Raw genomic sequence first — 26,995 nt, forward strand, 5'->3', positions numbered from 1 at the left:
GCCGCCAATCCGTTTCTGTACAGTGCTTTCCCATATGTTTCCTATTATTGATCTTGTGAATAGTTAAATATTGACGGGTTGCTATCTTGCGCTTCGGGTTCTGAAATGACTGGAAAGTCGCGTTTTTCCTAGCCTTTGGAGCGATTGACAATTGCTCTGAATTGGATGAAGGTGGCGTACCCAAATCAAACGGGCGTATGAATTGAGCGTTTGTCCTACAGGCGACTCTGACATAACCCCGACTATCGCACTGGCGGGTGTGCCTGGCGGATTGGCGTGAGCATTGATGCAGCTGTCAATGTCCAACCAGAGGCCAGCGTCCGGTGTGTACTGTTCAGCTTCCATATCGTGGAGATCAGTTGATGATTTACGAAGGTAAAGCCATCACGGTTAAGGCTCTTGAAAGTGGCATCGTCGAATTGAAATTCGACCTCAAGGGTGAGTCCGTCAACAAGTTCAACCGTCTAACCCTGAACGAACTGCGTCAGGCCGTAGACACCATCAAAGCAGATGCTTCGGTCAAGGGCGTGATCGTCTCCAGCGGCAAGGACGTGTTCATCGTCGGCGCTGACATCACCGAATTCGTCGACAACTTCAAGCTGCCCGATGCCGAGCTGGTGGCTGGCAACCTCGAAGCCAACAAGATTTTCAGCGATTTCGAAGACCTCAACGTACCCACCGTTGCTGCGATCAACGGTATCGCCCTGGGCGGCGGCCTGGAAATGTGCCTGGCGGCAGACTTCCGTGTCATGTCCGCTACCGCCAAGATCGGTCTGCCTGAAGTCAAGCTGGGCATCTACCCGGGCTTCGGCGGCACCGTGCGCCTGCCGCGCCTGATCGGTGCCGACAACGCCATCGAATGGATTGCCGCCGGCAAGGAAAACCGTGCTGAAGACGCGCTGAAAGTCGGTGCTGTCGATGCCGTGGTTGCCCCGGACAAACTGGCCGAAGCCGCGCTGAACCTGCTCAAGGGCGCCATCAGCGGCGAATTCGACTACAAAGCCAAGCGTCAGCCGAAGCTGGAAAAGCTCAAGCTCAACGCCATCGAACAAATGATGTCGTTCGAAACCGCCAAAGGTTTCGTGGCAGGCCAAGCCGGCCCGAATTACCCGGCACCGGTCGAAGCGATCAAGACCATCCAGAAGGCCGCGAACTTCGGTCGCGACAAAGCCCTGGAAGTGGAAGCGGCAGGCTTCGTCAAATTGGCGAAAACCTCGGCTGCACAGAGCCTGATCGGCTTGTTCCTGAACGATCAGGAATTGAAGAAAAAGGCCAAGGCCTACGACGAAATCGCCAAGGACGTGAAACAGGCCGCCGTACTGGGTGCCGGTATCATGGGCGGCGGTATCGCTTACCAGTCGGCGTCCAAAGGCACGCCGATCCTGATGAAAGACATCAACGAGCACGGTATCGAGCAGGGCCTGGCGGAAGCCGCCAAACTGCTGGTGGGCCGCGTTGATAAGGGTCGTATGACCGCTGCGAAAATGGCTGAAGTGCTTAACGGCATTCGTCCTACGCTGTCCTACGGCGATTTCGGCCACGTCGACCTGGTCGTCGAAGCCGTTGTCGAGAACCCGAAGGTCAAGCAGGCGGTATTGGCTGAAGTCGAAGCCCAGGTCAAAGACGACACCATCCTGGCTTCCAACACCTCGACCATTTCCATCAGCTTGCTGGCCAAGGCTCTCAAGCGTCCGGAAAACTTCGTCGGCATGCACTTCTTCAACCCGGTGCACATGATGCCGCTGGTGGAAGTGATCCGTGGCGAGAAGTCCAGCGAGCTGGCTATTGCCACCACCGTTGCCTACGCCAAGAAAATGGGCAAGAACCCGATCGTGGTCAATGACTGCCCGGGCTTTTTGGTCAACCGCGTACTGTTCCCGTACTTCGGCGGTTTCGCCAAACTGGTCAGCGCCGGTGTGGACTTCGTGCGCATCGACAAGGTCATGGAAAAATTCGGCTGGCCAATGGGCCCTGCGTACCTGATGGACGTGGTCGGCATCGACACCGGCCACCACGGTCGCGACGTCATGGCTGAAGGCTTCCCGGACCGTATGAAAGACGACCGCCGCTCGGCGATCGACGCACTCTACGAAGCCAAGCGCCTGGGCCAGAAGAACGGCAAGGGCTTCTACGCCTACGAGGCCGACAAGAAGGGCAAGCAGAAGAAAGTGGCCGACCCGTCGGTGCACGAAGTACTCGCACCTGTCATCTACGAGCAGCGTGAGGTGTCCGATGAGGACATCATCAACTGGATGATGATCGCCCTGTGCCTGGAAACCGTACGTTGCCTGGAAGATGGCATCGTCGAGACCGCCGCCGAAGCCGATATGGGCCTGGTGTACGGGATTGGTTTCCCTCCGTTCCGTGGTGGTGCGCTGCGTTACATCGACTCGATCGGTGTGGCCGAGTTCGTTGCCCTGGCTGACAAATACGCTGATCTGGGCCCGCTGTACCACCCGACCGCGAAGCTGCGTGAAATGGCCAAGAACGGCCAGAGCTTCTTCGGTTAAGCGCCCAATCGACTAGAGCGAGAATATTTATGAGCTTGAATCCAAGAGACGTCGTGATCGTCGACTTCGGTCGTACGCCGATGGGCCGTTCCAAAGGCGGCATGCACCGCAACACCCGTGCCGAAGACATGTCGGCGCACCTGATCAGCAAGCTGCTGGAACGCAACGTCAAGGTTGACCCGAACGAAGTCGAAGACGTGATCTGGGGCTGTGTGAACCAGACCCTGGAGCAGGGCTGGAACATCGCGCGCATGGCCTCCTTGATGACCCAGATCCCGCACACTGCAGCCGGCCAGACCGTGAGCCGCCTGTGCGGTTCGTCGATGAGCGCGCTGCACACGGCCGCCCAGGCGATCATGACCGGTAACGGTGATGTGTTCGTGGTCGGCGGCGTGGAGCACATGGGCCACGTCAGCATGATGCACGGCGTCGACCCTAACCCGCACATGTCGCTGTACGCGGCAAAAGCCTCGGGCATGATGGGCCTGACCGCAGAAATGCTCGGCAAGATGCACGGCATTACCCGCGAAGCCCAGGACGCGTTCGGCCTGCGCTCCCACCAACTCGCCCACAAGGCGACGGTGGAAGGCAAGTTCAAGGATGAAATCATCCCGATGAACGGCTACGACGAGAACGGTTTCCTGAAACTGTTCGATTACGACGAAACCATTCGTCCGGACACCACCCTGGAAAGCCTGGCGGCGCTCAAGCCTGCCTTCAATCCAAAGGGCGGCACCGTGACTGCCGGTACGTCGTCGCAAATCACCGACGGTGCTTCGTGCATGATCGTGATGTCGGCGCAGCGTGCCCAGGACCTGGGCATCCAGCCGCTGGCGGTGATCCGCTCGATGGCCGTGGCGGGTGTGGACCCGGCGATCATGGGCTATGGTCCAGTACCGGCCACACAAAAAGCCTTGAAGCGCGCGGGCCTGACCATCTCCGATATCGACTTCTTCGAGCTCAACGAAGCTTTCGCCGCACAGGCCCTGCCAGTGCTGAAAGATTTGAAAGTACTCGACAAGATGAATGAGAAGGTTAACCTGCACGGCGGCGCGATTGCCCTGGGCCACCCATTCGGTTGCTCCGGTGCCCGCATCTCCGGCACATTGCTGAACGTGATGAAGCAAAATGGCGGTAACCTTGGGGTAGCAACCATGTGCATTGGTCTCGGCCAAGGCATTACCACCGTCTTCGAACGCGTCTAAGCGTTGGGTTGACGGAAGCCGGGGCCCAGTGCCCCGGTTTTTGTTTTTTGGAATTTTTAATTTTTTTTCAATAAATTTTGTAAGAGGGCCAGAGCATGAAAGTCGAACCCGGGCTCTACCAGCATTACAAGGGGCCGCAGTACCGCGTTTTCAGCGTGGCGCAGCACTCCGAGACCGAAGAAGAAATGGTGTTCTACCAAGCACTGTATGGCGATTACGGCTTTTGGGTACGCCCGTTGAGCATGTTCCTGGAGACCGTCGAGGTTGACGGCGAGCAGGTCCCGCGCTTTGCTTTGGTCCAGGCCGAACCCAGTCTTTTTAAAGGGCAATAACGGCGGGTCGCGCAAAATGCTGCGCTTGACCTCACCTTGTTGCCACTATATATAGCGTTGCCGCGACAGGCGCCAACTGCCTTTCACTTCTCGAATTCAGGAATTTTCCGATCCATGGGCAAATCGCTGGTCATTGTGGAATCCCCGGCTAAGGCCAAGACCATCAACAAGTACTTGGGCAACGAGTACGTGGTGAAGTCGAGTATCGGCCATATCCGAGACCTGCCCACCAGCGGTTCGGCTAGCGCCAGCAAGGAGCCTGCCGCCAAGCGCGGCAAGGCGGCTGCGGGCGAAGGTCCGGTGCTCACGCCTAAAGAGAAAGCACGCAAGCAGCTGGTCTCGCGCATGGGTGTGGACCCGGATCATGGCTGGAAGGCCAAGTACGAAATCCTTCCGGGCAAGGAAAAGGTCATCGAAGAGCTGCGCCGGCTCGCCAAAGATGCCGACACCATCTATCTCGCGACGGACTTGGACCGCGAAGGGGAAGCCATTGCCTGGCACCTGCGCGAAGCCATCGGCGGTGATGACAGCCGCTACAAGCGCGTGGTGTTCAACGAAATCACCAAGAAAGCCATCCAGGAAGCCTTCTCCAAGCCGGGCGAGCTGGACATCGACCGCGTCAACGCCCAGCAGGCGCGGCGCTTCCTCGACCGCGTCGTGGGCTACATGGTCTCGCCGCTGCTGTGGGCAAAAATCGCCCGTGGCCTGTCCGCCGGCCGTGTGCAGTCGGTGGCGGTGAAGCTGGTGGTGGAGCGTGAGCGCGAGATTCGTGCGTTCAATCCCGAAGAATATTGGGAAGTCCACGCTGACCTCGGCACTGCCAAGGGCAACAACGTGCGCTTTGAAGTGGCCCGCGAAAAAGGCGAGGCCTTCAAACCGCTGAACGAAGCCCAGGCCATGGCCGCGCTGGAGAAGCTCAAGGCCTCCAGCTACAGCATCGTCAAGCGCGAAGACAAGCCGACCAGCAGCAAGCCGTCGGCGCCGTTCATCACCTCCACCCTGCAGCAGGCCGCGAGCAACCGCCTGGGCTTCGGTGTGAAGAAAACCATGATGATGGCCCAGCGTCTGTACGAAGCCGGCTACATCACTTACATGCGTACCGACTCCACCAACCTGTCGCAAGACGCGGTGGCGATGGCGCGTACCTATATTGAAAGCGAGTTCGGCAAGAAGTACCTGCCGGAAAAGCCAAACGTCTACAGCAGCAAAGAGGGCGCCCAGGAGGCTCACGAAGCGATTCGTCCTTCCGACGCCAACACCGAGCCGAGCAAGCTGAGTGGCATGGAACGCGACGCCGAGCGCCTCTACGAACTGATCTGGCGCCAGTTCCTGGCCTGCCAGATGCTGCCGGCGCAATACCTGTCCACCACCGTCAGCGTGGGGGCGGGCGACTTTGAGCTGCGTGCCAAGGGCCGGATCCTCAAGTTCGACGGTTATACCCGCGTAATGCCGCAAATCGCCAAGCCTGGCGACGACGATGTGCTGCCGGACATGGCCCAGGGCGATACGTTGAAGCTGATCAAGCTTGACCCGTCCCAGCACTTCACCAAGCCGCCGGCGCGTTATTCGGAAGCCAGCCTGGTAAAAGAGATGGAGAAACGCGGCATCGGTCGTCCTTCGACCTATGCGGCGATCATCTCCACCATCCAGGACCGTGGCTACGTGGCGCTGCACAACCGCCGCTTCTATTCGGAAAAAATGGGTGACATCGTCACCGAGCGTCTGTCCGAGAGTTTCTCCAACCTGATGGACTACGGCTTCACCGCCGGCATGGAAGAGAACCTCGATGACGTGGCCCAGGGCGAACGCGACTGGAAGAGCGTGCTGGACGAGTTCTACGGCGATTTCAAGAAAAAACTCGAAGTGGCCGAGAGCCCTGAGAGCGGCATGCGTGCCAACCAGCCGGTCATGACCGACATTCCGTGCCTCACCTGCGGCCGGCCGATGCAGATTCGTACAGCGTCCACCGGCGTGTTCCTGGGATGCTCGGGCTACAGCCTGCCGCCCAAAGAGCGCTGCAAGGCCACCGTCAACCTGGTGCCGGGCGATGAAATCGCGGCGGATGACGAGGGTGAATCCGAGTCGCTGGTGTTGCGTGGCAAGCACCGTTGCCCGATCTGCAGCACGGCGATGGACGCTTACCTGCTGGATGAAAAGCATAAGCTGCACATCTGCGGTAACAACCCGGATTGCAACGGTTACGAGATTGAAGAGGGCACCTACCGCATCAAAGGCTACGAAGGTCCGAGCCTGGAGTGCGACAAGTGTGGCAGCGAGATGCAGCTCAAGACCGGCCGTTTCGGCAAGTTCTTCGGTTGCACCAACCCAACCTGCAAGAACACCCGCAAACTGCTGAAGAGCGGTGACGCGGCGCCGCCGAAGATGGACCCGGTGAAGATGCCTGAGCTCAAGTGTGAGAAGGTCAACGACACCTACATCCTGCGCGACGGTGCTTCGGGCCTGTTCCTGGCAGCCAGCCAGTTCCCGAAAAACCGCGAGACCCGTGCCCCGCTGGTGCTGGAAATCGTACCGCACAAGGATGAGATTGATCCGAAGTACCACTTCCTGTGTGAAGCGCCGAAGAAGGACCCAGATGGTCGCCCAGCCGTGATCCGCTATAGCCGCAAAACCAAGGAGCAGTACGTGCAGACCGAAGTCGACGGCAAGCCTACCGGCTGGAAAGCGTTCTACGACGGCGGCAAGTGGAAGGTCGAGGACAAGCGTCAGGGCGCTTGATAGTCCAATGTGGGAGGGGGCTTGCTCCCGATAGCGGTGTATCAGTCAACATACCTATGACTGATGCATCGCCATCGGGAGCAAGCCCCCTCCCACATTTGGATCTGCCTAATGGCACTTGCAGTTAACGATGACGCGAGAAATCTGATACACAGTGGTGCTCTCAGGTTTTTCGCGAGCAAGCTCGCTCCTACACAGCCAGCATCACGCCTCATTCGTTGTGGAGATTGCCGTCATGGCCAACGAACTCTATACCCGTACCAACCAGAAAATTTACTTCGCGGGGTTATCCCTGGAAGCCCTTGGTCGTGCCGAGGCGGGCAAGGAGATGAATGCCATCGCGCTGGTCCAGGCGGGGCGTGAGGCCGCTCTGTTTCACCTGTACGGCGCCTTGCTGGGGTTATGCCATGAAATCGCCGGGTTCTACCGCTTGCCCCAGGCCGGTTCGCCCCGCGCGGAAATGATCATGGCCCGAGACGTGTTGGAAACCATGGCTATCCCGGAATTGGCCGAGCTGGTGGAAATGGCCCAGAGCCCGGACAGTTGGGTAGCACGCCTGCTCAAGGCGCACGCCGACATGTTCCAGCCGCCCCGCGTTCCCCATGTACCCAAGGGTGATGTGACGCAGCCATTGATCGTGGCGGTTGCATTGGAGGCGGATGAGCCTAAGCCTTTGAGCCGGCAAGAGCTGGAAAGCTGGCGTCAGGAACTGAAAAAGCTGGCGTTGCGCTTTCGCGAAGGTTTGAGCGAGTGCTGAGCGGGCACGCCTGCACGCGACAACACTGATATAATCCCGCGCTTTCGTGGAGAACAGACTTTTATGCCAACGTCCTTTCTGGAAATTGTTGAACTGCCTGACGGCCGAATCGAGCTGCGTCGGGCCGAGGACGAAGGTTCTCTGGTCATTCTGGACTTTTCCGAAGACGCAAAAGCGTTCCTGCAAGGCCAGCATGTGGAAGTGGCTAAAGCGATGTTGAGCGTTGGCGTGCAAATGGCCGGTCGCCTGGCTGAAGGCGAGCCGGAGAAGGAAGATGGCCCAAAGGTTCTTCACTGAGCCTTGGGTAACCCGCTCACTTCTTACCCCAGTCGAATATTCAAGCTCTGCGCATCGCCCGTGTGCGCGGCGCTGATCAGCTGCTGCTTGGCCGTTGCATTCAGTGGGTTCAGCCAGCTCACCACCGTATGGCTACGGCCCAGGCGCAAAGCTTCGCAGGTCAACTGCTGGGCACTTTGCGCGCCTCGTGGCTGCAGCAACAGAATACGTTCACGGTTGAGGCCGGCATCCCGCAGCCAAGCCTGGGTCAGGCTGGCGGGCGGGGCGATCAGCGTCAACCAGCGCGCGTCCTGCTCCTCACTGAGTTCGCGCAGGATCGGCGCCAGCAGGCTCAAGCAGCTCCCGGCAGCCCCACGCAACGACAATTCACTGAATACCTCAGGTTCGCAGCTCCACGGCGCTTCGACCGTTTCCTTGAGGATGGGCGCAAGGGGTTGAGCCATGAAGGCCTCGAACAGCGACAGTTGTGTGTGTTGTGGGGTGTGCACGAGCTGCATGATGTCTCCTTTAGCGGCGAATGACGCCGACACTCAAGCCTTCGATCACCAGGTCCTGGTCTTTGAGGTTCACTTCAATCGGCGCGAACTCCGGGTTCTCGGCCAGGAGCCAGACCTTGCTGCCTTCACGCTTGAAGCGCTTGACGGTGACCTCATCGCCGATCCGCGCCACGACGATCTGGCCATTGCGGGCTTCGCGGGTGGTGTGAACGGCCAGCAGGTCGCCGTCGAAAATACCCACGTCCTTCATGCTCATGCCGTGCACCCGCAACAGGTAATCGGCGCGCGGATGGAAGAAGGTCGGGTTGATGTTGCAGGATTCCTCGACGTGCTGTTGCGCCAGGATCGGCGCACCCGCGGCCACTCGACCGATGATCGGCAGTGTCGATTCGTCGGCCTTGGCTTCGAAGCCAGGGATGCGAATACCGCGCGAAGCCCCAGGGGTCATCTCGATCGCGCCTTTGCGCGCGAGGGCCTTGAGGTGTTCTTCGGCAGCGTTGGGAGACTTGAAACCCAGCTCCAGCGCAATTTCGGCGCGTGTCGGTGGGTAACCGTTGTCATCAAGGCAGCGCTTGATAAAAGCCAGAATCTCAGCTTGGCGTGGCGTCAGTTTTAGCATGTTGATCGCTCTGTCTTTTTATACAGTGACTGGGATTATATACAGTGGACGGCGCTTGGCAATGATCCTTTTGCGCGACTCCGCTGGACGGTCATCCATCATCCGTATTGGGGGGCGGAGATAGCGCCGCCTACAGGCCATGAAAGATGTGATTAAATAGCGACGAAATAGATGACTGCCCAGCCGGAAAACGGACACGCAGGCTTGACAAGACATACCCTGAAACGTATGTTTCAAACAAGTGTTTGTCAGGCGGAGTAGCCATGGCCCAGTCGGAAACCGTTGAACGCATTCTCGATGCTGCCGAGCAATTGTTCGCGGAAAAAGGATTTGCTGAAACTTCATTGCGGCTGATCACCAGCAAGGCTGGAGTTAACCTCGCCGCCGTGAACTACCATTTCGGCTCAAAAAAAGCCCTGATCCAGGCGGTGTTCTCGCGCTTCCTGGGGCCGTTCTGTGCCAGTCTTGATCGCGAGCTGGAGCGTCGCCAGGCGAAGGCGGATAACAAGCCAAGCCTAGAAGAGCTTTTGGAGATCCTGGTCGAGCAAGCCCTGGTGGTTCAGCCGCGCAGCGGCAACGACCTGTCTATCTTCATGCGTCTATTGGGCCTGGCGTTCAGTCAGAGCCAGGGCCACCTGCGTCGTTATCTGGAAGACATGTACGGCAAAGTGTTTCGTCGCTATATGTTGTTGGTCAATGAAGCTGCCCCGCGTATCCCACCCATCGAGCTGTTCTGGCGCGTGCACTTCATGCTCGGCGCTGCGGCCTTCAGCATGTCCGGGATCAAGGCTCTGCGCGCGATTGCCGAGACGGATTTCGGCGTCAACACCTCCATCGAGCAGGTGATGCGCCTGATGGTGCCATTCCTCGCCGCCGGCATGCGCGCTGAAACCGGTGTGACCGATCAGGCCATGGCCGTGGCTCAATTGCGCCCGCGCAGCAAATCCACCCCCACCCTCGCCAAGGTTTGACCGCTGCGGGTGTGCGCGGCCGCTTGCATCCGCTAAGCTAGCCGCCATGCCGATTTCAGCTATTTACGCGCAATCCGTCGTGCTTACCGTAACCGGTAGGGATGACGGGTTGTGCGCGTTATTTAAGGAAGGTTTATGACTGCTGCCCTGCAAGGTTCTTTGATGGTCGACGTTGCCGGTACCTGGCTGACGGCCGAGGACCGCCATCTGTTGCGCCAACCTGAAGTCGGCGGCTTGATCATCTTTGCGCGCAACATCGAGCACCCACGCCAGGTCCGCGAATTGAGCGCAGCGATTCGTGCGGTGCGCCCGGACCTGCTGCTGGCGGTCGACCAGGAAGGCGGCCGCGTGCAGCGCCTGCGCCAAGGCTTTGTGCGCTTGCCGGCCATGCGCGCGCTGGCGGATAACCCCAACGCCGAATACCTGGCCGAACAATGTGGCTGGATCATGGCCACCGAAGTACTCGCCGTGGGCCTGGACCTCAGCTTCGCCCCAGTGCTCGACCTGGATTACCAGCGCAGCGCCGTGGTCGGCACCCGCTCGTTCGAAGGCGACCCCGAGCGCGCCGCCGTACTCGCCGGTGCCTTTATCCGCGGCATGAACAGCGCGGGCATGGCCGCCACCGGCAAGCACTTTCCGGGTCACGGTTGGGCCGAGGCCGATTCCCACGTCGCGATTCCCAACGACGAGCGCAGCCTGGAACAGATTCGCGCCAATGACTTGGTGCCTTTCGCACGCCTGAGCAAGCAATTGGCCGCCGTGATGCCCGCGCATGTGATCTACCCGCAAGTGGACAGCCAGCCCGCCGGCTTCTCACGCCGCTGGTTGCAGGACATCCTGCGCGGTGAGCTGCAGTTCGACGGGGTGATTTTCAGTGATGACCTGTCCATGGCCGGTGCCCATGTGGTGGGTGATGCGGCCAGTCGGATCGAGGCGGCACTCACTGCTGGTTGTGACATGGGGCTGGTGTGCAATGACCGCGCGGCTGCCGAGCTTGCACTGACTGCAGCCCAGCGGATGAAGGTCACACCTTCGGCTCGCATTGCGCGTATGCGGGGGCATGCAAGTGCCTCGACTGACTACAAACAGGATCCGCGCTGGCTGGCAGCCCTTGGAGCGTTGCGAGACGCTCAGCTGATTGAATAAGAAGCTTGATGTAGGCAGCGTCTGAATGCTGTTGGAGCTGTCTCTTACTCTAGTGTGGGAGTCGCCCTGCTTTAAGTCCCGTTACTGGCTGCTGTAGAGTCCTTGTTTGATGAATGATCTAATTGCACGTATCGTCGAATTGGATTGGCAAGCGTACTTTGAACCTCGCTCGCTGGAGCGTGGGTTTGAGTACGCTGGCGAAAATCGTCTTGAAATAAAAGAATTCGGGCATCACCGGCTGATCGCGCATTGCAGGGGCTCTGGCCGTAATGTCTACACCCTGTCGATTACCCTGGAGAGTGCAGCATCCCGTCGGCCGGGCATCATCTGTGTGTGTTCTTGCCCGGTGGCGATAAATTGCAAGCACGCGGCTGCGGTCTTGTTTACGTTAACTGTGCTGTACGAAGAGCTGAACGAGCCGAAGAAGCCGGTGGGCGACCGCCTGAGTCCGCAGCTCGAAAACTGGCTCGAAAGCATCCCCAAGCCCACCCCGCCGGGTGAGGCTCAGCCCAAGAACACCGGCACTTGTTTGCTGTACCAAATCACTCCTGATGTTTATTCCAGTGGCTGGTCATTGGAGGTGTACCGGGCGCGCGTGACGAAACAAGGCGAGTACAGCGATATCAAGCCTCTGCACTCGATGGATGAGGTATTACGGCGTGCCCCTGGCTATATGTATGAGCTGGATACACGCATTGGTCGATTGCTGTTGTTGGGCCGATCTTATGGCAACTATGGCAGCAGTTTTCAGTTGGCCGGCGAGACGGGGGCCGAAATTCTCCAATTGGCGTTAAAAACCCAGCGCCTGTTTCTGGAGCTGGGCGCAGGACTGGCGCTCAACCCTGGCCCGGCCCGCGCTGCTCGTTTTGATTGGGCCGTGTTGCCCGACGGCAATTACATTCCCTGCTGGATCAGCGACGGGCGTGAGTTGGACGATGTGTTGCCGCTCAAACCGCTTCATTATCTTGACCTCGAAAGCATGGCGATCGGGGTGATCGAGCATGGGCTGGATGAGAACCTGGCCCTGCATCTTTGCGGTTTGCCGATGATTCCAGCTGAGCAAGTCGCGTTATTCAGTCATCGCATCAGTGCGGTGTCCAAGGAGATTCCTCCACCGCGCGAGCTGACCGAACGCGTCGTGGATACGTTAGAGCCCCAAGGATGCCTTACATTGGGAAGCGACGAAGCCTACGTTTACGGCCGGTTCCACAGGGAGCACCGCGCTGCATTGGCGTTCCGCTATGACACCAGCCTGGCCAGCGGCAAGGGAACCGAGGACATCCTGTTTCTCAATGGCACCGAAACCCAGCGTATCCAACGCAAGCCTGCGGCTGAAAAAGCGCTGCGCAAGGCACTCACGAAAATCGGCTTTAAAGCGGTCAATCGCAAAAGCCGCGCGCTGCCTGAAAACGCTGGGGAAATGTTCGATCTACCCACTGATGAAGCCTGGCTGGGTTTCGTTGAAAGCGATGTGGCGGTTTTGCGTGAAGCAGGGTGGGACGTTGTCATTCAACCGGGCTTTTATTACGACGTGGACGCTGTGGACCACTGGTACGCGGATATCGAAGAAGCGTCAGGTCATGAGTGGTTCAACCTTGAGCTGGGCGTTGAGGTCAACGGCGAGCGGCACAGCCTGTTGCCAATCATGCTCGACTTGATGCGGAATCAGCCCGAGCTGCTCGATGTCGCCTACATGGCTGAGCGTGACGACGATGAGCGCGTGTTGGTCAGTTTGGGCGCGCGCACTCATACAAAGGTTGCGCTGCCTTACGGGCGCATCAAACCCTTGATGGCAACCCTCGGCGAACTCTACCTGCGCGCCCCCCAAGGTGATGCATTGCGGCTGAGCGCGCCCGATGCGGCTCGGCTCAGTCATCTGGACGCCATGCCCTTGGTGTGGCGCGGTGGCGAGCGACTGCGTGATTTCGCCCAGCGTCTCAAGGGCTCCACCCATGCCCAGGTCTCTGCCCCCGAGGGCTTGAAAGCCGAACTTCGTGGCTATCAACTCGAAGGCCTGAACTGGATGCAAACGTTGCGCGAACTGGAAGTCGGCGGGATTCTTGGGGATGACATGGGCCTGGGCAAAACCCTACAAACCCTTGCGCACCTGCTCGTGGAAAAACAGGCAGGGCGATTGCAAATGCCCGCATTGGCCGTAATGCCCACCAGCCTGATCCCGAACTGGATCGACGAAGCCACACGGTTCACGCCACAGCTCAGAGTCCTGGCGCTGCACGGTGCACAGCGTCAGGCTGACTTCATGCGCTTGACCGATTACGACCTGGTACTCACCACCTACGCGCTGTTGCCCCGAGACCTTGAGGTCCTGCAGCCGCAGCGCTGGAGCGTGTTGATCCTCGACGAAGCGCAGAATATCAAGAATCCCAACAGCAAGGCGGCCCAGGCCGCTCGCCAACTGGATGCCGGCCAGCGGCTGTGCCTGAGCGGGACGCCGTTGGAAAACCATTTGGGCGAACTCTGGTCGCTGTTTCACTTCCTGTTGCCGGGATGGCTGGGCGATAGTAAAACCTTCAATCGCGATTACCGCACGCCGATTGAAAAGCACGGCAATGCGCAACGCATGCAGCACCTGACGGCGAGGATCAAACCCTTCCTGTTGCGCCGCAAAAAAGAACAGGTGGCCACCGAGCTGCCGCCCAAGACCGAGATCGTGCACTGGGTGGACTTGAGTGACGCCCAGCGTGACGTGTATGAAACCGTGCGTGTGGCGATGGACAAGAAGGTTCGCGATGAGATCACCCGGCATGGTGTCGCCCGCAGCCAAATCATCATTCTCGAAGCGCTGCTCAAGTTGCGCCAGGTCTGCTGCGACTTGCGCCTGGTCAAGACTGCACCCGCCTCCAAACTGGCCCGGGCCGGTACTGGCAAACTCGGCAGTTTGATGGAGATGCTCGAAGAGTTGCTCAGCGAGGGGCGGCGCGTCCTGCTCTTTTCGCAGTTCACCTCGATGCTGGCATTAATCGAAGAGGAACTGAAGCAGCGTCAGGTCGACTATTCAATCCTGACCGGTGAAACCCTGGACCGGCGCACACCGGTGAAGGATTTCCAGGACGGCAAGACGCCGTTGTTCCTGATCAGTCTGAAAGCGGGCGGAACCGGCTTGAACTTGACGGCCGCGGATACGGTGATTCATTACGACCCCTGGTGGAACCCGGCCGTGGAAAACCAGGCCACCGACCGTGCTTACAGGATCGGGCAGGATAAACCGGTATTCGTCTACAAGATGATTGCCCGAGGTACGGTGGAAGAAAAGATTCAGGCGTTGCAATTGGAAAAGGCAGCGCTCGCCGACGGCGTGCTTGAAGGGGGCGCCAGTGCGGGCTGGAAGCTGGAGCAGCGGGATATCGAGGCGCTGTTTGCGCCGTTGCCTGGCTAACGACCGCGGCTTGCCCTAATGCCAGTCAGTTAAGGACGAACACTGTACCTGTGGCGAGGGAGCTTGCTCCCGCTGGGCCGCGAAGCGGCCCCAAAAATGGGACTGCTGCGCAGTCCAGCGGGAGCAAGCTCCCTCGCCACAGGTTACTTTTTACCCTTTCTACTTCTTAACTGACTGGCATTAGGGCTTGCCCGCGATGGCGATCCGACAGTCAGCGCTTTTCCTGCTTATTGGGCAATGGCGCAAATAGCGCCTCGATATCCTCATTACCCAACTGCCAATCCCCGGTCGAACGCCCATCCAGCACACCCGCCGCGAGGTCAGATTTTTCCTTCTGCAAGTGCTGGATTTTTTCCTCTACCGTGCCTCGGGCAATCATCTTGTAGACGAACACTGGCTTCTCTTGCCCGATTCGGTAGGCACGGTCGGTGGCCTGGTTTTCGGTTGCCGGGTTCCACCAGGGGTCGTAGTGGATCACGGTGTCGGCTTCGGTCAGGTTCAGGCCGACGCCGCCGGCTTTCAGGCTGATCAGAAAAATCTGCAGCTTGCCGCTCTGGAAGTCCTTCACCGGTGTGCGCCGATCGCGTGTCTGGCCGGTCAGCAAGGCGTAGGCGATTTTGCGCTGCTTGAGTTCAGCCTCGATCAGACTCAGCATCGAGGTGAACTGCGAGAACAGCAGTATCCGCCGCCCCTCGGCAAACAATTCCTCGAGCATCTGCATCAAGCTGTCGAGCTTGCCCGAGCTGCTGCCTCGGGCGGGCAGGGCGGCATCGTTGACCAAGCGCAAATCGCAGCACACTTGGCGCAGTTTGAGCAGTGCCTCAAGGATGATGATCTGGCTACGCGCCACGCCCTTGCGGGTGATCTCGTCGCGGACCTTTTTATCCATGGCCAGGCGCATGGTTTCATAGACGTCGCGCTGCGCTTCGTTAAGGTCGACCCAGTGGATAATTTCGGTCTTGGGCGGCAGTTCCGTTGCCACCTGTTCCTTGGTGCGGCGCAGCAGGAACGGCTTGATCCGACCGTTGAGGTGCTGCAATCGCACCTCACTGGCGCGTTTTTCAATGGGAACGCGGTAATCGCGGTTGAAGCTTTTCACATCGCCGAGCCAGCCCGGCAGCAGAAAGTGGAACAACGACCATAACTCGCCCAGGTGGTTTTCCAGCGGCGTGCCGCTCAGGCACAGGCGCTGCCGCGCATTCAGCTCGCGGGCCGCTTGCGCCGCCTTGCTGGTGGGGTTCTTGATGTACTGGGCTTCATCGAGGATCAGCACATGCAAGGGCAGGGCGGCGAGGGTGTCGATGTCCTTGGGCAGCAGTGCGTAGGTGGTCAACAGCAGGTCGTAGTCCTGCAGATTGGCGAAATGTTTCTTGCGCCCTGCGCCGTACAGCGCCTGCACCCGCAATTGCGGAGTGAAATGCGCGGCCTCATCGAGCCAGTTGGGGATCAGGCTGGTAGGCATGACCACCATGCACGGTCGATTCAGCCGTCCTGCATTTTTCTCCGTAAGAATATGCGCCAGGGTCTGCAAGGTTTTACCCAGGCCCATGTCGTCCGCGAGAATCCCACCCACCTCCAATTGGCGCAACGACTGCATCCAGCTCAGGCCTTCCAGCTGGTAAGGGCGCAAGGTTGCATTCAAGCCTTCAGGCGCCACGCAGGTGAAATCCTTGATATCCCGCAGGCGCTGGGCGAAGTTGCGGATTTTCTCGCCGCCTTCCCATTGCAGTGGCAGATCTTCCAGCGGGTTCAAGCGGACCGCATCGGCCTTGGCCAGGCGCAATGTGGTGGTGCCGGGTTCCTGCAGGTAGAACTCGCCGAGGGTCGCCAGTACCGGCTTCAATCGCCCGTAGGGCAGCGCCACTTGCAGCGGACCGTGGCCGTTGGGCAGGCCGGGAATGTTCACCAGGATCAATTCATCGTCGCGGCGCCGTGCGAGTTTTTCCGGGTTGAGGATTTCGGTGTGGGAGCGCATCAAATTCAGCAGGATCGGCAGCAGACTCAGCCGTTCGCCATTGACGATGATGCCCAGCTCCAGATCGAACCAGTCCCGCTCGGGGGCTTCATCGACGCTGGCGTACCAGTCGTCCACCGGGCTGAGGTCAAAACCGAAGTCTTCATCGATTTGCAGCTCCCAACCTTCGGCCCGCAGCGCAGGGGACGCGTTGAGGGTGAAATTCAGCCAGGCGCTGTCATTGACCATCTCGAACAGCTCGCCGGCGCTTTCCGGCAAGGCCTTGCTCTGGCGCGTGGCGATCTTGAAACCGAGCAGGCGCAGGTGTTCGCGATAGGGCTGTTCAAGCTCGGGATGGCGCTTGATGCGAAGGCTCTGGGTTTCCTGGCGCACAATGATGTCGGCGTTCTTTTGCCCGCTGACATAGTTACCCAGATAGTTGAACGACAGCGCCGCGCGATGCTGGATATAACGCTGCATCTTGCCATTGCGCGGTTCGAACGCGCTGAACTCCACACTGGCCAGCCACAGGCGCGGCACAGGGCGCACATCCTCCATGACCACCTGCGGCAGCACCACACGGTTATCCAATACCGCCTGCAGTTTTCCCAGCAGCTCGGCATCCTGGGCCGCAGCCGGGTAGGCCAGGGTTTCCTGCACCTTGAGCAGCACGGCGGCAATATGCTTGCAATTGGTGTGCACCGGGCAGGTACAGCGGCTGTCCACCAGAATCAGCATGCCCTTGGCCGATTCGCGCAACGAAATGGTCTGCCGGTAGACGTTGCCGCCCGAACCTTCGCAACTGGCGGTGATGGTGCTGTCGCCGGATTCGACGATGCGCACCCGATTCTCCAGCGCGTAACGCCGCCCGCGCTCCAGGCTTTGCTCTTTGAAGCGATTGGCCCACGAAGGGGCCAGGGGTTTGGTCAGCGACGCTGTCAGGGGCATGGCGCGGGATCAGTCCTGCATGTCGGGCGGTGGTGCGCTGGGGGGCTTGGCGGTCAGCGAAGTGATCTTGATCAGCAGCGCCAGGTGGCCGCCATCCAGGTAATTGAGCTGGTTGTTCTTGGTGCGCACGTCCTTCTGGCTCAGGTGTTCGCTAGCGATCACGCTGCCGTTGCTGTCGAACTGGTTGATCCAGAAGTCGGCGTCGATATCAGTGAAGCGACCCAGTTGCAGGTTCAGCACGCCCTCGATAGGAAATTGGCCGAATTGCTCCTGGCCGTCGGTGATCGCGATCTTCACTGGCTGTTCGCCGAGGCTCTGTTCCCAGGCCTTGTGCGCAAGTACGGTGTAGTTGGAATCGGCGCGCAGTTTTTCGACGATATTGCCCAGGCGCGGCGGGCTCATTCGCTCGCCCAGGCGCTGCGCACCGCCATCCCAGTTTTCCGGGGCGGCGCGGCTGTTGATCACCGGCTCTGCATTCTGGCGCACCAGGATCATCTCCACCTGGTAGGGGCTGTCGGCAAAGGCCGAAGGCGCGAATACCAGCAACAGCAGGCTCAGAATGCGGAACACGCGCATGGAGGCGTCCTTCAAGCAGATTTCGGAATGAGGCGCTCAAACAGCGCCTCCAGGGTATTGAAGCGTTCTTCGGCGCGTTCCATCGGCACCATGAACTTGAACAGCGTAGCCCCTTCGAACTTGTAGCGGTTGGGCTGGCCCTGGATCAGCTTGATCAGCACCAACGGGTCCACCGGCGTTTGCGCTTCGAATTCGATCCGCCCGCCTTGCGGCCCCGCGTCGACTTTCTTGATGCCCAGCTGTTCGGCCTGCAATTTGAGCAGGGTCAGGCGCACCAGGTTCTTGGTCGGTTCCGGCAACAGGCCGAAGCGGTCGATCATTTCCACCTGCAGGTCCTTCAGGCCTTCTTCGTCGGTGGCCGAAGCGATGCGCTTGTACAGGATCAGCCGCGCGTGCACGTCCGGCAGGTAGGCTTCGGGGATCAACGCCGGCAAGCGCAGGTTGATTTCCGGGCCACCGCCCAACGGTTGGTCGAGGTTCGGCTGTTCGCCCTTGCGAATGGCTTTCACCGCGCGTTCGAGCATTTCCATATAAAGGGTAAAGCCCACGGCCTGGATCTGCCCGCTCTGGCCGTCGCCGAGCAGTTCGCCGGCGCCACGGATTTCCAGGTCGTTGGTGGCCAGCACGAAGCCGGCGCCGAGGTCCTGGGTATTGGCGATCGCTTCCAGGCGTTTTTCCGCGTCGGACGTGATCTGCTGGCGCGGTGGCGTCAACAGGTAGGCGTAGGCCTGGTGGTGACTGCGCCCGACCCGGCCGCGCAGTTGATGCAGTTGGGCCAGGCCGAACTTGTCGGCGCGTTCGATGATAATGGTGTTGGCGCTGGGGACGTCGATACCGGTCTCGATGATGGTCGAGGCGATCAGCACGTTGAAGCGCTTGTGGTAAAAGTCGCTCATCACCTGCTCGAGTTCGCGCTCACGCATCTGCCCATGGCCGATGGCGATGCGGGCTTCCGGCACCAGTTCGGCGAGGTCGGCGGCGCATTTCTCGATGGTCTTCACGTCGTTGTGCAGGTAATACACCTGGCCACCGCGCAGCAATTCGCGCAGCAGCGCTTCCTTGACCGTGCTTTTGTTCTGCTCCATCACGAAGGTGCGTACCGACAGACGGCGTGCCGGCGGCGTGGCGATGATCGACAGGTCGCGCATACCCGACACCGCCATGTTCAACGTACGCGGAATCGGCGTGGCGGTGAGGGTGAGGATGTCGACTTCGCTGCGCAGGGCCTTGAGCTGTTCTTTCTGGCGCACGCCGAAGCGGTGCTCTTCGTCGATGATGACCAGGCCCAGGTTTTTGATCTTCACATCGTCCGAGAGCAGTTTGTGCGTGCCGATCACGATGTCGATCTTGCCTTCGGCAAGGTCGGCGATGGCGGCATTCACTTCCTTGGCGGACTTGAAGCGGCTCATCACTTCCACGCTCACCGGCCAGTCGGCAAAGCGGTCGCGGAAGCTGTTGTAGTGCTGCTGGGCGAGCAGGGTAGTCGGCACCAGGATCGCCACCTGCTTGCCGCCATGCACCGCAATGAACGCCGCGCGCATCGCCACTTCGGTCTTGCCGAAGCCGACGTCGCCACACACCAGGCGGTCCATCGGCTTGGGCGCGAGCATGTCGGCGCGCACGGCGTCGATGGTGGTTTGCTGGTCGGGGGTTTCTTCGAAGGCGAAGCCAGCGCTGAAGGTGGCGTAATCGGCTTTCGGGTCGGCGAACGCATAGCCTTCGCGGGCCGCACGGCGTGCGTAGATGTCGAGCAGTTCGGCGGCGACGTCGCGCACCTGTTCGGCGGCCTTGCGCTTGGCTTTCTGCCAGGTCTCGGAGCCCAGGCGGTGCAACGGCGCCAGGGCGTCATCGCTGCCGGTGTAGCGCGCGATCAAGTGCAGGCTGGCCACCGGCACGTAGAGCTTGGCGCCTTCGGCGTATTCCATGGTGAGGAATTCGGCGGCCTGGTTGTCGATTTCCAGGGTCTGCAAGCCGAGGTAGCGGCCCACGCCGTGGTCGATGTGCACCACCGGCGCGCCTTCACGCAACTCGGTGAGGTTCTTGATCACCGCGTCATTGTTGGCGTCGGCGCGTTTTTCACGGCGGCGACGCTGCATCACACGCTGGCCGAACAACGGGCTTTCGGCGATCAGCGCCAGGGCCGGGTCGTCCAGCAACAAGCCTTCGTCCAATGGCGCGATGGTGATCGCCAGGCGCTCTTTGCTTTTTACGAAATCCGGCCAGCTATCGACGGTCTTCGGGCGCAGCTTGAGGCGTTCGAGCAGCTCCAGCAGGACTTCGCGACGCCCGGCGGATTCGGCGGTAAACAGCACGCGGCCGGGGAAGTCGCCGAGGAAGTTGGACAGCGCTTCCAGCGGCTGCGTGGCTTTGGCCTGGATCGCCAGGTCCGGCAGCGTGCCCGCCGGGAAACGCTCGCGGCCGCTGCCGGCGTCCACATCCTGCTGGCTGGCGACTACACGAGGCCAGTTTTTCAGGCGGGCGAAGCAATCTTCCACCGGCAGGAACAGTTCGCCAGGCGGTAGTAACGGCCGGGATGGGTCGACGCGGCGCTCTTCATAGCGGTTGCGCACGTCGTTCCAGAAGTTTTCCGCAGCCTGTTCGATGCCTGGCAGCGAGAACACCTGGGTGTCTTGGGGCAGGTAGTCGAAGAGGGTGGAGGTTTCGTCGAAGAACAGCGGCAGGTAGTACTCGATACCGGCCGGTGTAATCCCGCTGCTCAGGTCCTGGAAGATCGGGCAGCGGCGGAAGTCCACGTCGAAGCGCTCGCGAAAGCGTGCCTTGAAGCGCGTGACCGCATCTTTTTGCAGCGGGAATTCCCGCGCCGGCAGCAGTTTGATCGACTCGACCTTGTCGATGGAGCGCTGGTTTTCCGGGTCGAAGGTGCGCAGGGTCTCGATTTCGTCATCGAACAGGTCGATGCGATACGGCAGCTTGCTGCCCATCGGGAACAGGTCGATCAAAGCACCGCGTACGGTGAATTCGCCGTGTTCGTACACCGTGTCGACATAGCGGTAGCCGGTGGCCTCCAGGCGCGTGCGCATCTGCTCCACGTCGAGTTTCTGGCCGACATCCAGCACCAGGCTGCTGCCCAGCAGGAATTTGGTCGGCGCCAGGCGATGCAGGGCCGTGGTGATCGGCACCACCAGCACGCCGTGAGCCAGTTCCGGCAAACGGTACAGGCTGGCGATGCGCTGGGAAATGATGTCCTGGTGCGGCGAGAACAGGTCGTAGGGCAGGGTTTCCCAGTCGGGAAAATGCAGCACCGGCAAATCGGGGGCGAAGAAGCTCAGCTCCTGCTCCAACCGCTCGGCGCTTTGGCTGTCGGCGGTAAGCAGCAGGGTAAAGCGTTTGGCTGCGCTGGCAGCCTCGGCAATGGCCAGGCTCAGGGCGGCACCGGGCAGGTTGCCCCAGTGCTGTTTACCTGCCGCGGCAGGGAGTAGCGGTAGACGCAGAACGGGCACGGAAGGTTGAGCTCCAAGCGTTGCGACAAAGTCGGTAATTGTAGCGGCCAGAGGTGCCGCCTGTCAGTTGCTGACTGTGCCTATTACGGTTTGTTGGAAATGTAGTGGCTAAGACAAACAATCGTCGGTTTTGACTCAATATGTAGTGCCAAAATACGCGAATGTTTAGGAGGGTTACGGACAAGTCGGGCTGCTCGGCAAACTAGTGGCCTTCTGGAACCCGCGTATTTCCTGGGCTGTAGCGGGGTGGTATTTTTTTGCAAGGGGTTTTTGTTGCCTGTCGCGCATTGCTCAACGGGCGGTCGGGCGACATAATGTAGCCCCTTTTTTCTGCCCCTACATGTGGAAGGTTCCCGTGACTCAGAAGCCCGACCAGTGTCTTGGTGAATGGATCGACCGTGAAGCACTCGCAGAAGCGATGATCCCGCTTATCGGCCAGCTGTACCGCAATAACAATGTGGTGAGCTCGATCTATGGCCGCAGCCTGATCAATCAGTCCGTCATCGCGATTCTCAAGGCTCACCGCTTTGCGCGTCACCGTTCCGCCGACGACAGCGAACTCTCCGTCCACGAAACATTCCCACTGCTCAAGGCCATGAGCGAGCTCAAGCTCGGCGCGGCGTCGGTGGACCTGGGCAAGTTGGCGTACAAATTCCGTAAAGAAGGCGCCGGCCGCAGTGCCGAGCAGTTCGTGCGTGAAGAAATGGCCGACGTGGTCGGCCAGCAAAACGCCGCTGCCCGCAAAGGCACCGACGTTGTGCTCTATGGCTTCGGTCGTATCGGCCGTCTGCTGGCGCGCATCCTGATCGAAAAAACCGGCGGCGGCGACGGCCTGCGCCTGCGCGCCATCGTGGTGCGCAAAGGTGCCGAGAACGACCTGACCAAGCGCGCCAGCCTGTTGCGTCGCGATTCGGTACACGGTCCGTTCAACGGCACCATCGTCATCGACGAAGAAAACAACACCATCACCGCCAACGGTAACCTGATCCAGGTGATCTACGCGAAGAACCCGTCCGAGGTGGATTACACCCAGTACGGCATCAAGGACGCCCTGCTGGTGGACAACACCGGCGTATGGCGTGATGCCGAGGGCCTGGGCCAGCACCTGGCCTGCCCGGGTGTTGACCGTGTGGTGCTGACCGCGCCTGGCAAAGGCAAGCTGAAGAACATCGTGCACGGCATCAACCACACTGAAATCACCGCCGACGACAAGATCGTGTCCGCCGCTTCCTGCACCACCAACGCCATCGTGCCGGTGCTCAAGGCAGTGAACGACAAGTTCGGTATCGTCAACGGCCACGTTGAAACCGTTCACTCGTACACCAACGACCAGAACCTGATCGACAACTTCCACAAGGGCGACCGCCGTGGCCGCAGCGCCGCGCTGAACATGGTGATCACCGAGACCGGTGCCGCCACCGCTGCCGCCAAGGCCCTGCCTGAACTGGCCGGCAAGCTGACCGGTAACGCGATCCGTGTGCCGACGCCGAACGTGTCGATGGCCATTCTCAACCTGAACCTTGAGAAAGCCGCCACCCGTGAAGAGATGAACGAGTACCTGCGCTACATGGCGCTGCACTCCGATCTGCATAAGCAAATCGACTTCGTCAATTCCCAGGAAGTGGTGTCCACCGACTTCGTCGGCTCGCGCCACGCCGGTGTGGTGGACGCCGAAGCGACCATCAGCCAGGACAACCGCGTTGTGCTGTACGTGTGGTACGACAACGAGTTCGGCTACAGCTGCCAGGTGGTTCGCGTGATGGAAGACATGGCAGGGGTTAACCCGCCGGCGTTTCCGCGTTAAGCCTCAGCGATAAATGAAAAAGCCCCGGCTGGTTTGGGGCTTTTTTATGCCTGTGGTTTTGTGGTGTGAGTGAGGGCCTCATCGGGAGCAAGCCCCCTCCCACATTTGAATGTATTCACAAATCAACTGTGGGAGGGGGCTTGCCCTCGATAGCCATAGGTATCTACACAACTTTGTAGCCGCCTAAGTAACCACGATGCGAAGCGAGCCGCTCTTGCTTGTGATCTTGCTTTTGATCTAGGCGCCCCGTTAAACCACGCTGGCCGGAATCCGATAGTGATTTGGGGGGTAAACCGGCGGGGATGCCGGTTTAGCCGCCCCGCGCCATGGATGGCGCGTGGCGGCGGCCCCCCAAATCACTGTCGGATTACGGGCACACCGAGCCTAGGCGAGGTGCCGAGTGGTGGGGCAGGAGCCCTTTGGTTACTTTGGGGCTCTTTTCCAAAGTGACCCGCCGTCAGGGCGGAACCCTAAGCCGCCGTTACCGCAGCAACGGATATGTACTCGCTCTGATCCAACATCATGGTCGGCTGTCAGGCCGCCATCGGGAGCAAGCCCCCTCCCACATTTAGGTCGCGGGGCATCAGTTAGAGAGGTTTCGGCTCCCGAGCAATCACAGGTTCAAGGCCGTGCCAAAGTTGTGTAGATACCTATGCCCCGATAGCGGTAGTCCAGCCACAACCCCTACATCTGACACCCTCAGCACTAAAAAAATAGTTGCCGCATAATGCTCATCCCAAAATCGACTGATTAGCGGCCTGTTAGTATGGCAAGACTGGCCTATGACGCGACCAAGGGTTAATGTGCGCGGCGTTGAGCCTTATATAGACTGTGCCCCGGTTCACACACTTGAGCCAAATTGTCCTTCATGCCCGCTGGCCGCGGCATGATTTAGTCAGGCGTCCAACCGTACGCCTGGCCTGTTCTGAGGAGTACGCATGGCTGTCTACAACTACGACGTGGTGGTACTGGGTTCCGGCCCGGCTGGAGAAGGCGCGGCGATGAACGCTGCGAAGGCAGGGCGCAAGGTGGCGATGGTCGATAGCCGTCGCCAGGTCGGCGGTAACTGCACCCACCTGGGTACCATCCCGTCCAAGGCGTTGCGTCACTCCGTGCGCCAGATCATGCAATTCAACACCAACCCGATGTTCCGGGCCATTGGCGAGCCGCGCTGGTTTTCGTTCCCCGACGTGTTGAAGAGCGCTGAAAAGGTCATCTCCAAACAAGTTGCTTCGCGTACCGGCTACTACGCCCGTAACCGCGTCGACCTGTTCTTCGGCACCGGCAGCTTCGCCGACGAGCAAACCGTCGAAGTGGTCTGCGCCAACGGCGTGGTCGAGAAACTGGTGGCCAAGCACATCATCATCGCCACCGGTTCGCGCCCGTATCGCCCGGCGGACATCGATTTTCACCACCCGCGTATCTACGATAGCGACACCATCCTCAGCCTGGGCCACACCCCGCGCAAACTGATCATTTACGGCGCCGGGGTGATCGGCTGCGAATACGCCTCGATCTTCAGCGGCCTGGGTGTGTTGGTGGAACTGGTAGACAACCGCGACCAGTTGCTGAGCTTCCTCGACTCGGAAATTTCCCAGGCGTTGAGCTACCACTTCAGCAACAACAACATCACCGTGCGTCACAACGAAGAGTACGAGCGTGTCGAAGGCCTGGACAACGGCGTAATCCTGCACCTCAAGTCCGGCAAGAAGATCAAGGCCGACGCCTTGCTCTGGTGCAACGGGCGTACCGGCAACACCGACAAGCTGGGCATGGAAAACATCGGGGTCAAGGTCAACAGCCGTGGCCAGATCGAGGTGGACGAGAACTACCGCACCTGCGTGCCGAACATCTACGGTGCCGGTGACGTGATCGGCTGGCCCAGCCTGGCCAGCGCCGCCCATGACCAGGGCCGTTCAGCCGCCGGCAGCATTGTCGACAATGGCAGCTGGCGCTACGTGAACGATGTGCCGACCGGGATCTACACCATTCCGGAGATCAGCTCGATCGGCAAGAACGAACACGAACTGACCAAGGCCAAGGTGCCTTACGAAGTGGGCAAGGCGTTCTTCAAGAGCATGGCGCGTGCGCAGATCGCCGGTGAGCCGCAAGGCATGCTGAAGATTCTGTTCCACCGCGAGACGCTGGAAGTGCTCGGCGTGCATTGCTTCGGCTATCAGGCGTCGGAGATCGTGCACATCGGCCAGGCAATCATGAACCAACCCGGCGAGCAAAATACCCTGAAGTATTTTGTGAACACCACGTTCAACTACCCGACCATGGCTGAAGCCTATCGGGTAGCGGCCTACGACGGCCTCAACCGGCTTTTTTGAGCGGCTCCGGCCGGTGGCCTGAGCCGGCCGGGGAGACCGATTTCAGTAATTCCCGAGGGTGGCAGTGGCCAAACCGGGAAAGTCTGTAATCAGGCTATCTACGCCGAAGTCGGCGAGCCTGCGCATCAGCGCAGGTTCGTTGACCGTCCAAACGGATACGTGCAGGCCCTGGCGCTGGGCTTTTTCCAGCCGCTCGGGGGTGCACAACGTCCAGTTCAATGCCAGGAACTCACAACCGTAGTTTTGCGCGACCTTCAATGGGTCAAGCCAGGCGTATTCGGCCACCAGCCCGCGTGACAGGTCTGGGGTGAGGTCAACCGCCGCTTTCAACACTTCCCGTGAACTTGAGGTCACCGTGACCTTGTCCATCAGGCCAAAACGCACAGCCATCTCGCGGATCGCCAGCACGGTGGTCGCAGCGCGAGTGCGCGAAGCGCTTTTGACTTCCAGTTGCCAGTGATCGAAGTCGCACTGTTCGAACAGCTCTTCCAGGCGCGGGATCGGGCATGGGTTGACCCAGCCTGGGCCGCCTTTGCGTGCGTCCATCTTCACTAGGTCCGCCGCCGAATACTCGACGACTTTGCCGCGCCGGTCAGTGGTGCGCTTGAGGGTCGGGTCGTGGATGACCATCAGCTCGCCGTCCATGGACAGGTGCAGATCCAGTTCGCAGCGGCGCACGCCGTGTTTGAGGCATTCCTGAAAGCTGGTCAGGGTGTTTTCCGGTGCTTCGCCTTTGGCACCGCGATGGCCGTAAATCAGGGTCACAATTGCTCCTTTGCGCCAGGCTCGCTGGCGTCGTGAATACGCATTCAGAGTTCGTCGCTTTGTTCTCGCGCCAGGCGACGTTCCTGGGCCTGTTTCTGCAGGATGTAGCGCGCCAGCAGTTGGCGTTGGGCATCGGTCATGGATTCGAACTCCGTGCCCACGTCAAAGTGCTCGCCCTTGGGATCGCAATGGGTGACCCGCGCACGCAGCAGCAGGCCGAGGGCCTGGGGCATCAGCACCAGCTTGACCGCCAGGTGAGTGTCCGGGGCCAGCGCCACAGGGTGCTGGAAGTCGATGCCGCCTTCGGAAAGGATCACCGGCTGCGGCGCGCCCACCTCGCTGAGCAGCCCGCGAGCCATGACCTGGCTGAGCAGGTCCAGGCGTTTGTTCTGCACTTTGAGGAACGCCGCCAGGCTGCGGTCTTTTTCGTTGATCTGGCGCAGCAGGTGCTGGGCCTCGAATTCGCTGAGGTGCAGTTCACTGAGCAGATTGAACAGCGGCGAATCATCCAGCAACACTTCCTTGCTCGCCGCGTCGGGTGCCGACAGGGGTTTGATTTGGAGTGCGATCATGTCGTCGATACGGTAGTATTCGCGGCGCTCTTCTTCATCTAATGTCGACATGGCGAACCCCAGGTAACGGTAATGGTCTGAGTGTAAAGCTGCTGACCAGACCCCGCCACCGGGA

General features: G+C 60.0%; 18 protein-coding genes. 11 read left to right on the top strand and 7 right to left on the bottom strand.

Features of this window, described 5'->3' with window-relative positions; all coding sequences use genetic code 11:
• The first annotated feature begins 362 nt into the window (after positions 1–362).
• The 6 genes from fadB (at position 363) to C4J84_RS07540 (ending at position 7,837) form a co-directional block, all read left to right on the top strand.
• Positions 363–2,510 (top strand): fatty acid oxidation complex subunit alpha FadB, encoded by a 2,148-nt coding sequence (gene fadB / locus C4J84_RS07515; RefSeq protein ID WP_124361792.1) that lies wholly within the window; start codon positions 363–365, stop codon positions 2,508–2,510.
• A gap of 29 nt (positions 2,511–2,539) precedes the next feature.
• The gene (fadA, locus tag C4J84_RS07520; protein ID WP_124361793.1) at positions 2,540–3,715 is read left to right on the top strand and encodes an acetyl-CoA C-acyltransferase FadA; all 1,176 of its coding nucleotides are present in this window, start codon (positions 2,540–2,542) and stop codon (positions 3,713–3,715) included.
• A gap of 95 nt (positions 3,716–3,810) precedes the next feature.
• The gene (locus C4J84_RS07525; protein ID WP_124361794.1) at positions 3,811–4,047 is read left to right on the top strand and encodes a DUF1653 domain-containing protein; all 237 of its coding nucleotides are present in this window, start codon (positions 3,811–3,813) and stop codon (positions 4,045–4,047) included.
• Between the two features lie 114 nt (positions 4,048–4,161).
• On the top strand, positions 4,162–6,783 hold the full coding sequence (topA, locus tag C4J84_RS07530) for a type I DNA topoisomerase (protein ID WP_124366269.1): 2,622 nt from the start codon (positions 4,162–4,164) through the stop codon (positions 6,781–6,783).
• A gap of 235 nt (positions 6,784–7,018) precedes the next feature.
• A complete protein-coding gene (locus tag C4J84_RS07535) occupies positions 7,019–7,540 on the top strand; it encodes a DUF6586 family protein (protein WP_124370033.1) in 522 nt (173 codons plus the stop codon).
• A 63-nt stretch (positions 7,541–7,603) separates the two neighbouring features.
• Positions 7,604–7,837: a hypothetical protein gene (locus C4J84_RS07540; RefSeq protein ID WP_124361797.1), complete on the top strand. Its 234-nt coding sequence runs from the start codon at positions 7,604–7,606 to the stop codon at positions 7,835–7,837.
• Positions 7,838–7,860: 23 nt separating this feature from the next.
• Here C4J84_RS07540 and sulA read toward each other — a convergent pair whose 3' ends face one another.
• Together sulA and lexA are read right to left on the bottom strand one after the other, a co-directional pair.
• Positions 7,861–8,334 (bottom strand): SOS-induced cell division inhibitor SulA, encoded by a 474-nt coding sequence (sulA, locus tag C4J84_RS07545; protein ID WP_065886339.1) that lies wholly within the window; start codon positions 8,332–8,334, stop codon positions 7,861–7,863.
• 10 nt (positions 8,335–8,344) lie between these two features.
• Positions 8,345–8,953, bottom strand: coding sequence for a transcriptional repressor LexA (gene lexA, locus C4J84_RS07550; protein ID WP_003172575.1), 609 nt, complete (start codon positions 8,951–8,953; stop codon positions 8,345–8,347).
• Between the two features lie 263 nt (positions 8,954–9,216).
• Between lexA and C4J84_RS07555 the strand changes: the two genes are divergently transcribed.
• The 3 genes from C4J84_RS07555 to C4J84_RS07565 all read left to right on the top strand — a co-directional run bounded on the left by C4J84_RS07555 (position 9,217) and on the right by C4J84_RS07565 (position 14,467).
• Positions 9,217–9,924: a TetR/AcrR family transcriptional regulator gene (locus C4J84_RS07555; RefSeq protein WP_124409313.1), complete on the top strand. Its 708-nt coding sequence runs from the start codon at positions 9,217–9,219 to the stop codon at positions 9,922–9,924.
• A 135-nt stretch (positions 9,925–10,059) separates the two neighbouring features.
• Positions 10,060–11,070 carry a beta-N-acetylhexosaminidase gene (nagZ, locus tag C4J84_RS07560; RefSeq protein ID WP_124406601.1) on the top strand — a complete coding sequence of 337 codons (1,011 nt, stop codon included), beginning with the start codon at positions 10,060–10,062 and terminating at the stop codon, positions 11,068–11,070.
• A gap of 109 nt (positions 11,071–11,179) precedes the next feature.
• Positions 11,180–14,467, top strand: a complete 3,288-nt coding sequence (locus C4J84_RS07565; RefSeq protein ID WP_124435119.1) for a DEAD/DEAH box helicase — start codon at positions 11,180–11,182, stop codon at positions 14,465–14,467.
• A 211-nt stretch (positions 14,468–14,678) separates the two neighbouring features.
• Here the strand turns inward: C4J84_RS07565 and C4J84_RS07570 are convergent, their stop codons facing one another.
• The 3 genes from C4J84_RS07570 to mfd are packed head-to-tail and all read right to left on the bottom strand — an operon-like array spanning position 14,679 to position 21,406.
• Positions 14,679–17,369 carry a DEAD/DEAH box helicase gene (locus tag C4J84_RS07570; protein WP_124435120.1) on the bottom strand — a complete coding sequence of 897 codons (2,691 nt, stop codon included), beginning with the start codon at positions 17,367–17,369 and terminating at the stop codon, positions 14,679–14,681.
• Positions 17,370–17,378: 9 nt separating this feature from the next.
• Complete coding sequence (locus C4J84_RS07575) at positions 17,379–17,945, bottom strand: CsiV family protein (RefSeq protein ID WP_124403423.1); 567 nt, start codon at positions 17,943–17,945, stop codon at positions 17,379–17,381.
• Between the two features lie 11 nt (positions 17,946–17,956).
• A complete protein-coding gene (gene mfd / locus C4J84_RS07580; RefSeq protein ID WP_124435121.1) occupies positions 17,957–21,406 on the bottom strand; it encodes a transcription-repair coupling factor in 3,450 nt (1,149 codons plus the stop codon).
• A gap of 340 nt (positions 21,407–21,746) precedes the next feature.
• Between mfd and C4J84_RS07585 the strand changes: the two genes are divergently transcribed.
• The gene (locus C4J84_RS07585) at positions 21,747–23,210 is read left to right on the top strand and encodes a glyceraldehyde-3-phosphate dehydrogenase (protein ID WP_124361805.1); all 1,464 of its coding nucleotides are present in this window, start codon (positions 21,747–21,749) and stop codon (positions 23,208–23,210) included.
• Between the two features lie 938 nt (positions 23,211–24,148).
• Entirely contained in the window at positions 24,149–25,543 is a 1,395-nt protein-coding gene (sthA, locus tag C4J84_RS07595) for a Si-specific NAD(P)(+) transhydrogenase (RefSeq protein WP_003189670.1), read from the top strand.
• Positions 25,544–25,585: 42 nt separating this feature from the next.
• Here sthA and C4J84_RS07600 read toward each other — a convergent pair whose 3' ends face one another.
• Together C4J84_RS07600 and C4J84_RS07605 are read right to left on the bottom strand one after the other, a co-directional pair.
• Positions 25,586–26,308, bottom strand: a complete 723-nt coding sequence (locus tag C4J84_RS07600) for a glycerophosphodiester phosphodiesterase family protein (RefSeq protein WP_124361806.1) — start codon at positions 26,306–26,308, stop codon at positions 25,586–25,588.
• 44 nt (positions 26,309–26,352) lie between these two features.
• Positions 26,353–26,931: a PilZ domain-containing protein gene (locus tag C4J84_RS07605; protein ID WP_124435123.1), complete on the bottom strand. Its 579-nt coding sequence runs from the start codon at positions 26,929–26,931 to the stop codon at positions 26,353–26,355.
• Positions 26,932–26,995: the final 64 nt, after the last annotated feature.

Source organism: Pseudomonas sp. R11-23-07, assembly GCF_003852295.1.
Taxonomy (GTDB): Bacteria; Pseudomonadota; Gammaproteobacteria; order Pseudomonadales; family Pseudomonadaceae; genus Aquipseudomonas.